The following is a 12519-nucleotide window of genomic DNA, read 5'->3' on the forward strand; positions in this document are numbered from 1 at the left end:
CTGATGTCGAATCACGAAAGTAACCAGCAAAAACGGGCTCTGTTGCAAAAGCTGATGCAACAGCAGGGGGTGCGCCTGGATGGGGCGGGCGCGGCAATCCCGCGGCGCGCCGACGCGGACTGGGCGCCGCTCAGTTTCGCCCAGCAGCAACTATGGTTCCTGGCCCAGCTCAGCCCCGACAGCCGTGAATATAACCTGGGCACGGCCGTGCGCTTGCGCGGTCCGCTCGACCAGGCCGCCTTCGAGCAAGCCTGGCGGCTGCTGGTACGGCGCCACAGCATCTTGCGCGTCCATATCGGCATGCGGGACGGGGCGCCGTGCCAGCGCGTGCTCGCCGAGCTGGCGCTGCCGTTGACGGTGACGGATCTGAGCGGGGCGCCGGAGGCTGAACAGGAAGCCAGCCTGGCGGCGCTGTTGCAGGCCGGCCGTGCGCGGGAGTTTGCGCTGGAGCGGGGCCCGCTGTTCCATATCCATCTGGTCCGGCTGGGGCCGCAATCGAGCGTGGCCCTGTATAACATCCACCACATCATTACGGACGGCCTGTCGCTGGATTTGCTGATCGAGGAATTCAGCGGCCTGTACCTGCGCCTGGTGAACGGGGAGGCGGTCACGGCGCCGCCGCCGGCGCTCGACTATCTCGATTACGCGGCCTGGCAGCGCGCCCACTACCAGGGCGATAACCTGGCCAGGCTCGATGCTTTCTGGCTGCAATTGCTGGACGGTGTCGCGCCGCTCAACAGCATTCCGACCGACTTTCCACGACCCGCGGTGCGCCGTGGCCATGGCGCCGTGCTGCGCCGTACCACGGACAGCGCATTGGCGCAGCAGATTGCGGCGGTGGCGGCGCAGCACCGTTGCACACCGTTCATGCTGCTGCAATCGGCCTGGGCCTGCTTTATCAGCCTGTACGCGGGTACCGACGACGTGCTCCTGGGCAGCCCGGTGTCCGGCCGCACCACGGCGGAATCGGCGCGGATGCAAGGCTTCCTGGCCAATGTCATGGTATTGCGCCACCGCATAGACCGCCAGCGCACCTTTGCGGAATTGCTGCGGATTCAACGCCAAACCGTGCTTGATTGCCAGGCTCACCAAGCCATGCCATTCGGCCGCCTGGCCGACCGCTTGGGCCACCAGCGTGATTTGTCCCGTACGCCGGTGTTCCAGCTGGCCTTTGCTTTGCAGCGTGGCGAACTCATCGAGCAGCAACTGGGCGGGATCACGATCACGCGCGAACCGTACGCGTCGAAGATCGCACAGTTCGACCTGAGCCTGTTTGTATTCGACGTCAAGCAGTATTTCGCCTTTGAATGGCAGTTCGATACGGAGCTGTTCCGCCCCGACACCATTGAACGCATCGCCGGCATGTTCCTCGATATGCTGCGCAGCCTGCTGAACGATCCGGCGCAGACGCTGGCCGGCATGACGCTGGTTCCGGCCGCGCAGCGCCAGGCCATGCTGTACGATTGGAATCCGTGCCACGCGCCGTTCCCGCCGCGCGGCACGCTGCATGCGCTGTTTGAGCGGCAGGCGGCACTGTATCCGGAACGGATCGCGCTGGACGACGGCGTGCGCCGGACCAGCTACGCGCAGCTCAATGCCCAGGCCAACCGCCTGGCCCATGCCTTGCGCGAACAGCATGCCGCCGTCCACGGCCGCGCGCTGGCGCCCGATACGCTGATCGGCTTGCATGTGGAGCGCGGCGTGGCGCAAGTGGCCGGCGTGCTTGCCATCCTCAAGGCTGGCGCCGCCTATGTCCCGATGTCGACCCGCAACCCGGCGGAACGGACCGCCTTTATCGCCGCCGACAGTGGCATGGCGATGGTGCTGTGCGACGGCGCCGCCGCCGCCGGCCTGCGCACGCTGGTGGGCGCCGGCGTGCCGGTGGTGGCGCTGGATGACACGCCGGCGCTGGCGCGCCAGCCATCGTGCAATCCCGAAGCGGGGAGCGGGCCGCAGCACCTGGCGTACATGATTTATACCTCAGGCACCACCGGCCAGCCCAAAGGCGTGCTGCAGACGCATGCCAGCGTGGACCGGCTGTTCCTTGCCACCGAGGCCGATTACGGTTTCGGCCAGGATGATGTCTGGGTGCTGTACCACGCGGTCTCGTTCGATTTCAGCGTATGGGAAATGTGGGGGGCGCTGCTGTACGGCGGCCGCCTGATGCTGCCTGACGAAGCCTGCATCCGCGACTTTGCGCACTTTGTGCGCTGGTGCGCCGAGCATGGGGTGACGGTATTGAACCAGACCCCGGCCGCCTTTTACGCCTTCAGCGAACAGGCGCTGGCGCAGCGGGCCGCATTGCCGGCGCTGCGGTACGTGATTTTTGGCGGCGACGCGGTCAACCTGGCGCAACTGCGGCCCTGGTGGCAGGCGTACGGCGATACCCATCCACGCCTGGTGAACATGTACGGCATCACGGAAACCACCGTGCACACCACCTGCCGGCCACTGCGGCAAGAGGAGGCGGGCGCCACGTCGCCGATCGGCCGGCCGCTGGCCGATATGCGCGTCTATCTGTTGGATGAGCGGCTCGAACCGGTGCCGCCGGGGACGGCGGGTGAACTGTATGTCGGCGGCGCCGGCCTGGCGCGCGGTTATCACCGCCGGCCGGACCTGACCGCAGACCGTTTTATCGACAATCCGTTCGCGACGCCCGCCGAGCGGGCCGCCGGATATGGCCGGATGTACCGCAGCGGCGACCTGGCGCGCTGGGTGCCTTCGCCGCTGGATGGCGGGCCGGAGCTTGAATACCTGGGCCGTAACGATCATCAGGTCAAGGTGCGCGGCTACCGGATCGAACTGGGCGAAATCGAGGCGGCGCTGACGGACATGCCGCAGGTTCAGCAAGCGCTGGTGCGCACGGCCGACAAGCATGGCCACGCCAGCCTGGTCGCTTATGTGGTGGCGGCGCCGGGCAACCCGCGCGATGCGGCGGCATTGAGCGCGGCGCTGGCGGCCAGGCTGCCGGCCTATATGGTGCCGGCCGCGTTCCATTTCCTGGAGACGATCCCGCTGACCCTCAACGGCAAGGTGGACCAGCAAGCCTTGCCGGCGGTCGAATTCGGCACGGGTGGCGCTTCCTACGCCGCTCCGGTAACGGCCGCCCAAACCGCGTTGTGCGCGGTGTGGCAGCGCGTCCTGGGCGTGGAGCGGGTGGGCCTGGCGGACAATTTCTTTGCGCTGGGCGGAGATTCCATCGTTTCGCTGCAATTGGTCGCCGCGGCCGCCCAGGCCGGGTTGCATTTCAGCGTGCAGGATTTATTCGTTGCGCAGACAGTCGGTGCGCTGGCGCCCTTGCTGAAGGACGAGGCCGCCAGCCGGCGCCGCTGCGCGCCGTTTGCCCTGGTGGCGCCGGCCGTGCGCGTGCGCTTGCCGGCGGATGTGGTCGATGCCTACCCCGCCACCCGCTTGCAGCTCGGTATGCTGCTGCACCACCAGATCAGCCGCAACAAGGAAACCTACCACAACGTCTGCAGCATCCATATGCCATACCGGCCGGATCTGGCCTGCCTGCAACGGGCGGTCGACCAGGTGATCGCGGAACACGATGTGCTGCGCACACAGTTCGATTTCGACCTGTGCGACGAGCCCTTGCAACTGGTGTACCGCCAGGCGCGGGGCAAGGTCGAGTGGCGGGATTTGTCCGGCGAGCCCGATCCGCGGCGCGCGCTGGCGGACTGGCAGCGCGGGGAAAGCGCGGCCGACCTGGATCTGCGGTCGCACCCCTTGTTCAAGCTGGTTCTGTTCAAGTTGAGCGGGCAGGATTTCCAGCTTGGTTATAGCGGCCATCACGCCATCCTGGACGGCTGGAGCCTGGCGCAAATGCTCGAGCGCCTGGTGGACTATTACCGCCGCCTGTTGGCGGGCGAGGAACCCGCCGGGGCCCGGTTCGAGTTCCGTTTTGCCGATTATGTGGCCGAGGAAAGGGCCGTTGCGGCCGATCCGGAGCAGCAGCGCTTCTGGCGGAGCGCGCTGGACCAGGTCCGGTTCACCCGCTTGCCCCGCCTTCCGGGGCCGCTTTGCGCGGGGCGGCATCAGGTGCTGCAGGTACACGTGGACAGCGGCGTCACGGCACGCCTGGTGGCGCTGGCCAGGGCGCATGGGGTCGGGATGAAAACGCTGATGCTGGCGGCCCACCTGCGCGTGATCAGCCATATCACGGGCGAGCGGGAAACGGTGACCGGGCTGGTCTGCAACGGCCGTCCCGAGCACCGCGACGCCACTGCGGTGCTCGGGCTGTACCTGAACACGATGGTCTGGCGCCAGTGCCATGACGAGCGCCACAGCTGGGCGGACAGCATCGCCCGGATCGCGCGGCAGGAGGCCGAACTGCTGCCGTATGCGCGCTTCCCGCTTGCTGAGCTGATCAGGAACAACCAGCACCAGGAATTATTCGAGGTGGTGTTCAATTACATCGCTTACGACGGCTTGTGCGGGGACGGCGGGCGCGAGCATGCGCCGCATACGTCGGGCGTGATCAACTATCCGCTGCTGGTCAACTGTGTCCATGACCCGCTCAATGTGCGGCTGACCTGGAACCTGAGCTTCGACCTGGGACAGTTGCAGGCGGGGCAGGTCGCGCGCTACGCGGGCTATTACCGGCAGGCGCTCGACTCCATGCTGGAGCAAACGGCGCATCCCTACCGGTGCCAGAGCTTGACGGGCGCCGATGAACTGTGCCTGACCCGCGCCGCGCCGGTGCGGGCCGCCGATGATGCTCACCTGTCTTGCCTGCACACCGCGGTCATGGCGCTGCCGCCCCGGCATGACGCCAGGCCGGCCGTCATCTTCGAAGGGCGGCGCATGGGCTACGGGGAATTGAAAGCGCGCGCCCTGCAATTGGCCTGGCATATCCAGGCCGCGGGCATTGCACCGAACCAGCTGGTCGCCATCGATTGCGCCGACGGCATAGCCCAGGTCACCGCCATGCTGGCGTGCAGTGTGGCTGGCGTTGCCTATTTGCCGCTCGACCCCGGCTGGCCGGAAGCGCGCAAGGCCAGGGTCATGGCGCGTGGCGACGTGCGCCTGCTGCTGGAGGCGCCCTGCGGCGCCACGCTGCCGCAGGGCGTGCGCCGGCTCGATATCGGCGCCGGCAGCGCCCTGTGGGCTGAACCGGCCGACACGCCTGCCGGGCGGGCGAATCCGGACGACCTGGCTTACGTGATCTTCACGTCCGGCTCCACCGGCGAACCGAAAGGCGTGATGCTGCGCCACAGCGCCGTGCAAAACACGCTGAACGACATGCGTATCCGCTATGGCCTGCACGAGCACGATGCCGTACTGGGCTTGTCCTCAGTCGCGTTCGACCTGTCGGTGTTCGACGTCTTCGGGCTGTTGCAGTCGGGCGGCACCGTGGTCTTGCCCGACCGCGACAAGCGCCAGGATCCCGCGCACTGGGGGCGCCTGGTGCGCGAGCATGGCATCACCCTGTGGAATAGCGTGCCGGCCATCTTCCAGCTGTGGATGGATGTCGCCGAGGTTGGCGGCGAAGCGCCGCTGGCGGCGTCGATCCGCCACGTGCTGTTGTCCGGTGACTGGCTGCCCCTGGGCCTGCAGCCCCAGGCCAGCCGCCTGTTGCCGCAGGCGCGGGTCCACAGTTTGGGCGGGGCCACCGAAGCGGCAATCTGGTCGATCACGTATCCGGTCACCGGCATCGATCCGCACTGGGTCAGCATTCCCTACGGCAAGGCCATGCACCAGCAATCATTCCATGTGCTGGACGAGGCGATGCGCACCTGCCCGATTGGCACGCCGGGCCAGCTGTATATCGGCGGACTGGGGCTGGCGGACGGCTATTGGCGCGATCCGGAGCGGACCGCGGCCAGCTTCCTCGAGCACCCGGTCAGCGGCGAACGCTTATACAAGACCGGCGACCTGGGGCGATTCTTGCCGGAAGGCGATATCGAGTTCCTCGGCCGGGCCGATTTCCAGGTCAAGATCCATGGTTTCCGCGTCGAGCTGGGCGAGATCGAAAGTGCGCTGAACCAGATTCCCGGTGTCAAGGCCAGCCTGGCGGCCCTGCACAAGGACGGACAGCAGCGGCCGCATCTGGTGGCGTATGTGCAGGTCGAGGCCGGCACACCCGCCGCGGCCGGACAGTGGCGGGCGCTATTGGCCGAACGCTTGCCGCACTACATGGTGCCGCACCATTACTGCGCGTTGCAGAGTTGGCCGTTGTCGGAGAATGGCAAGGTCGACCGCAAGGCGCTGCCGGTACCCGATTTCGGCGCGCACGCGCCGGACGCGGGCTTGCGCCCGCCCGCCAATGCAACCGAACAGGCATTGCTGGAAATCGTGCTGCGCCTGTTGAACCGGTCGGCCTTGTCGACCGACGACAACTTTTTCATGCAGGGCATGGATTCGATCGGCGCCATCCAGCTGGTTGCCCAGGCCAAGCGGGCCGGCATCGCGGTTGACGTGCAGGCGGTATTCGTCCATCCCTCGGTGCGTGAACTGGCCGCCGTGGCGCGCCGGCACACGGCGGCGGAGGGCGGAGGTGATGGGGGCAACAGCGCGTTGCTGCCGGTACAGCACTGGTTCCTGGCGCAGTTTGGCGATCAGGCGCACCATTTCAACCAGGCGTTCGTCTTCCGTGCCGGCGCTTTGCAATGGGACACATTGTGCGCGGCCATCGCACAATTGCTGCAAGTCCATCCCTTGCTGAGTGCCACATTGCAAGGACAGACCCTGGCGCCGTCGGCGGCCATGGTGGAACGGATTGTGAGCCGGCACAGCGCCGGTCCGGGCCAGACCCTGGCCGCGCTGACCGGCGAGGTGGCGCACAGCTTGCAGTCAGGCCTGCATTTGCGGCATGGGCCCCTGATCCGCTTCGCGCTGGTCACGGCGGGCCAGGAGCAGCGCTTGCTGGTGGTCTGCCACCACATGGTGATCGACGGGGTTTCCTGGCGCATCCTGCTGGACAATTTCAACCACGCGTATGGCGCGTTGGCAGCCGGCCGTGACCCGCGGCTGGAGCGTCCCGCCGTGGGCTTCGGCCAGTGGGCGGCGCATTTGGCGGCCCAGGCCGATCAGCCGGCCGTGCGCGCCCAGTTCGATTACTGGCTGGCACAGGCGTCGGTGGCCGCGCCAGCGGCCGCCGTATCCCGTTATGGCGACAGCCGGAACCAAACCCGCCGCCTCGATGCGGCGCTGACGCAGCGCCTTCTGGGCGAGGCCAACCATGCCTTCCGCACCGATGCGCAAGATTTGTTGCTGACTGCGCTGGGCCTGGCATGCAGCGATTGCGCCTTGCGCGGCATGCCGCCGGGACGCTTGAGCCTGATGTTGGAAAATCACGGCAGGCAGTCCGCGGAGCTGGACCTGAGCCGCACGGTCGGCTGGTTCACACAACTGTATCCGCTGCAGCTGGATCTGGGCGCGGCGCCGGTGCTGGATGTGCTGGTGCGCGTCAAGGAAACGCTGCGCCAGGTGCCGGACCATGGCCGCGCCTATGGCTTGCTGCGCTATCTGAGCCGGGACCCTGCCGTGGTTGCGGCGCTGGCGGCGCAGCCGGCACCGCCGCTGCTGTTCAACTACCTGGGCCGGGTGGACGGCGCCCTGGTGCGCGACGGCTACCTGCACGGGGCGGACGAATCGGCCGGGGCGGATATCGCGCCAGGACTGGCCCGCCCGTACCTGCTTGAAATCAATGCCATGGTCAGCGGCGAGCGCCTGGCGCTCAATTGCCGCCATGATCCCGCCATCCATTCCGAAGCCGAGATCGCGCGGCTGCTGGCCGCGGTGGAGCAGCATCTGCAACAGCTGGCGGACTTGTGCGGGGCGCTGGACGGACCCCGCTTCACCCCGTCGGACGTGCCGGAAGCCGGCATGGATGCGGACCAGATCAACGACTTCCTGGATGACCTATGCAATTGAATACTGCCGCCGGCGCTGGCGGCGCGCCCTACGCGTTGCCGCCGTTTACGCTGGAAAAAAACAATATCGAAACGTTCTATCCGGCGTCGCCGCTGCAACTGGCCATGATCAGCAAGAGCCTGCAATCGCCGGGGCAAGGCATGTACGTGATCCAGGCCGGCTTTGAAATCCGCGGCCCGCTCGACACGGCATGTTTCCAGCGGGCCTGGGAGCAGGCGATGGAACGCCATCCGGTATTGCGTACCTTGTTCACCCGGCTGGATACGGATAAACCCATGCAGGTGGTGTGCAAACGCGTGCCGCTGCCTTGGGTCGCGGTCGACTTGAGCGCCTGCGCCGATCCCGAAGCCGGCTATGCGCAGTGGGTGGCGGCCGACCGCCGGCGCGACTTCGATCTCGGGCGCCCCTCCCTGATGCGCCTGGTGATGTTGACGCTGGGCCCGGCGCATTACCGTTTCGTCTGGTGCCACCACCATGCCATTTCCGATGGCTGGTCGCTGCCGGTCGTGATCAATGACGTGATGCGCCTTTACCTGGCCGCGGCCGGCGGGCCGCCCGCCGCGCTGGGGCCGAGGGCGGATTTTCAGTCGATGATGCGCTGGATCGGCAGGCAGGACGAGCAGGCCTCGCTGTCGTTCTGGCGTACGCACCTGGACGGCCTGGAAGAAGGCTGCCATTTGCTGCAAGGCGCCGGCACCGTCGATCCGGACCTGGCGCCGGCGCTGCCGATCGTGGTGGACCATGTGCTCGATGCCGGGCTGACGGCCCGTATCGAGGCTTTTTGCCAGCGCCAGGGCGCCACGCCGAACGTGCTGATGTCGGCTTTGTTCGGACTGTGCCTGAGCCACTACCTGGACCGCGACGAGGTGGTGTTCGGCAGCATTACGTCGGGCCGCAATGCCGACCTTGCCCATGTCGACAAGCTGGTCGGACCATGCCTGAACACGGTACCGGTGCGGATGCGCTGCGCCGGCGGATTACGTGTGGGCGCCTGGCTGAGCGAAGTGATGGCCGGGCAGGCGCGCCGGCTGCCGCATGAGTACCTGAGCTTGCAACAGATCGGTGCCCAGCTTCCGGGACGGCTGCGTCACCTGTTCAATTGCCTGTACGTCTACGAAAATTATCCGCGCACGGTGGCGCTGGATGGCGCGCCGGGCGTGCAGGGCGATGCCTTCCAGTTCCGGCCACTGGCAACCCATGAAGCCAACAGCGTACCGTTCTCGTTTATCGTGGCGCCGGGTGAACGTACGCTGGTGCGGATTGCCGCCCATCCGGCGTTGTTCGATGTGGCGTTCCTGACGCGCTTTTTTGCGGATTTCCAGGGGCTGCTGACCAGCCTGCTTGAAGGGGGGGCGGCGCAGGAACTGGCGCAATTGCGCCGCACCGATGCGCCGGCCATCAGTGCCGTTCATCCACAGGTGCGCCTGCCGGCGCGCGACCTGGTGGCCGCTTTCGCGCACGCCGCGCAAGGCGCCGCGCAACAGCCGGCGCTGGTGTGCGGGGCACGCGAGCTTAGTTATGGCCAGCTCGATCGCGTCACCGACTTGCTGGCGGAACAGTTATTGGCGCAACAGGTCCGCCCGGGCGACCGGGTCGGCATCATGTTGCCGCCGGATGAGCGGCAAGTGATTGCCATGCTGGCCGTACTGAAAGCGGGGGCGTGCTACGTGCCGCTGGACATCAACAACCCCGACAGCCGCAACCGCTTTATCCTGCGCGACGCCGCCGTGCAATGCCTGGTCGCTGAACCGTCGGCGGCTGAATTGGCGCAAGGGTTGCGCCTGGTCGCGCCGGACGCGCCGGATCACGGTCGTGCCATACAACTGCCCCGGCATGACCTGGCGGCGTCACTGGCTTACCTGATTTACACCTCCGGCACCACGGGCCAGCCCAAGGGTGTCATGATCGAACACCGGCATGTGGTGCGGCTGTTCGAAACCACCCAGTCTGCGTATCGCTTCAGCGCCGCGGACCGTTGGATCATGCTGCACTCCTTCGCCTTTGACGTGTCGGTGTGGGAGATTTGGGGCGCATTGCTGTACGGGGCACGGCTGTATTTGCCGGAAGCGGCGGCCACGCGTGATTTCCACCGCCTGTACGCGGTGTTGCGCGAACAGGGCATCACGGTCCTGAACCAGACGCCGTCGGCCTTCTACCAGCTGGCTGCCGCGGCGGCGGCCCACCGCGAACCGCTGAGCGCCCTGCGCACGGTGGTCTTTGCCGGGGAAAAGCTCAGCCCGGGCTTGCTGAAGGATTGGGTGGCGCGCTACCCGCTGGAACGGGTCAAGCTGGTCAACATGTACGGGATCACGGAAATCACCGTGCATGGCAGCTACCACGAATTGACGTGGCAGGATATCGGTAGCGGCGCCAGCGTGATCGGACGCCCGCTGGCCGACCTGGAGATGCGCCTGCTGGGCAAACGCGGACTGGATGTGCCGCCGGGCTGCGTCGGCGAAATCTGGGTGGCGGGACCGGGCGTCAGCCCCGGCTACTGGAACCGCGCCGAGTTGACGGCCGAGCGGTTTGTCGAGCGCGATGGCCGGCGCTATTATCGGTCCGGCGACCTGGCATATCTCGAGCAGGGCTTGCTGGTGTATGTGGCGCGGATGGACAAGCAGGTACAGATCCGCGGCTTCCGCGTGGAATTGGGCGAGGTCGAGCATGCGCTGAGCATGCTCGACCGGATCGAGCAATGCCTGGTGGCGGCGGTCCCCAGTGCCAGCGGCGACGACATCCTGGTCGCCTTTGTCGCGGACGGGCTGCAACGGACGCCGGCACAATTGACGGCCCTGCTGGCGAAAACGCTGCCGCACTACATGGTGCCCAACCGCATCATGGTGTTGCCGGCGCTGCCGATGACCGTCAATGGCAAGGTCGACAAGCGCGCCCTGCTGGAGCAGGACGCCCGGACGGCCCATGGCTCACAGCCCGATGCCGCCGGCCTGGACCCGGAGGAAGCGGCGTTGGCGGCGGTCTGGGAAGAGGTGCTCAAGTGTCCGGTGACGCGCGCCGATGCCGATTTCTTCGAGCTTGGCGGCCATTCGCTGCTGGCCACGCAATTGATTTATGCGTATAAAAAGCGGCACCAGGTGGCCATTCCGGTCCAGGCTATTTTCGAGTACCGCCAACTGGGCGCGCTGGCGCGCCATGTGGCCGGCCTGTCGCGCCAGGAGTTGCCGGGCGCCATTGCGCGCGCCGCGCGGCGCGAACGCGGTCCGCTGTCGTTTTCCCAGCAACGCCTGTGGTTCCTGTGCCAGTTGCCCGGGGCCGGGGCATCGTATAACCTGGCCATGCCGCTGGCGGTGCGGGGGGCGCTGCAGCGGCCGGCGCTGGAACAGGCCCTCGCTGCGCTGCTGCAGCGGCACGAAGGCTTGCGCGCCGGGTTTGCCATGGCCGACGGCGAGCTCACCCAGTTCATCCGGGAATCCCTTGATCCGCCGTGCTGGATCGATGCCGATGGCTGGAGTGACAGCGCGCTGCAGCAGGCCATCGATGCACGCTGCCGCGAGCCGTTCTCGCTGGCGACGGATGCGCTGGTTCGGATCACGGTATTCCGCCGCGCCGCCGATCAGCATGTGCTGCTGCTGGTATTGCACCATATCGTCACCGACGGCTGGTCGAATGGCATCATCCTGCGCGATCTGTCCCGCCTGTACGACCACCATGCGCATGGCGGCGCGCTGACCCTGCCGCCGTTACCGGTACAGTATTTCGACTATGCCGTCTGGCAGCGCGAACCGAAACAGGACCATGGCCACGCCGCCCAGCTCGATTACTGGCGCCGCCAATTGCGCGACGCGGCCCCGGTGTTGCCGCTGCCGCTGGATTTTGCGCGTGCGCCGGGCCAGTTCCGTGGCGAAAACAAGGTGGTCAGTATCGATGCCGCCGCCGTGGCGGGACTCGAAGCGCTGGCGGCTGCCAACCAGGCGACGCTGTTCATGGTGCTGCTGGGTGCGTTCCAGTCGCTGCTGGCGCGTTTTTGCGGCACGTCCGATATTGTGCTGGGCACCGTGGTGGCCAACCGCCAGCGCCAGGAGCTGGAAGAGGTCGTGGGTTTCTTCACCAATACGCTGGTGATCCGCGATACCGTGCAGACCCATGTCCCTTTTTGCCAGACGCTGCGGCAGACCCGCCAAACTCTGCTGGCGGCCTACGACAACCAGGACGTGCCGTTCGACCAGGTGGTCGATGCGGTGTGCCGCGAACGTCCGGTGGACGCGCCGGCCCTGGTCCAGGTCATGTTCGTATTGCAAAACGCGCAGCAAAGCAAGGGTAGCGGCGCCGGATTCCGCGAGCTGGACGTGCGCCCGGTGACCTGGCAATACGGCCAGGCGAAATTCGACCTGACCATATCGATTAATCCGGATGCGCACGGCTTGCACGTGCATCTGGAATACAAAAGCGACCTGTTCTCGGCCGAGCGCATGGAGCAATGGCTGGCGCTGTACCGCGATGCGTTGCTGCGGCTGGCGCAACAAAGCGACTTGAGCGCGGCCGAACTGTTCAGCGCCGCGCGCCCGCCGGTCCTGGCGGACTGGCAGAGCCTGCTGCGCCTGCCGGAACAGCAATTGCTGCAATACATAGATCAATTACCGGAAGAGCAGGCGGCCCAATTGCTGGCCCGGCTTGAAGCATAGT

The 12519-nt window shown here is 66.7% G+C and carries 2 protein-coding genes; both read left to right on the top strand.

Features of this window, described 5'->3' with window-relative positions; all coding sequences use genetic code 11:
• Nucleotides 1-3 precede the first annotated feature (3 nt).
• Nucleotides 4-7878, top strand: a complete 7875-nt coding sequence (locus GJ700_RS09715) for a non-ribosomal peptide synthetase (RefSeq protein WP_154373093.1) — start codon at nt 4-6, stop codon at nt 7876-7878.
• Nucleotides 7869-12518 (top strand): non-ribosomal peptide synthetase, encoded by a 4650-nt coding sequence (locus GJ700_RS09720; protein ID WP_154373095.1) that lies wholly within the window; start codon nt 7869-7871, stop codon nt 12516-12518. Before GJ700_RS09715 ends, GJ700_RS09720 begins: the two co-directional genes overlap by 10 nt.
• The last annotated feature ends 1 nt before the right edge of the window (nt 12519 follow it).

It is taken from the genome of Pseudoduganella rivuli (genome assembly GCF_009674485.1).
GTDB lineage: Bacteria > Pseudomonadota > Gammaproteobacteria > Burkholderiales > Burkholderiaceae_D > Rugamonas > Rugamonas rivuli_B.

Excerpts from the sequence above, each read along its gene's own strand:
- GJ700_RS09715 (WP_154373093.1), top strand. The coding sequence starts at position 4 with ATGTCGAATCACGAAAGTAACCAGCAAAAACGGGCTCTGTTGCAAAAG.
- GJ700_RS09720 (WP_154373095.1), top strand. The coding sequence starts at position 7,869 with ATGCAATTGAATACTGCCGCCGGCGCTGGCGGCGCGCCCTACGCGTTG.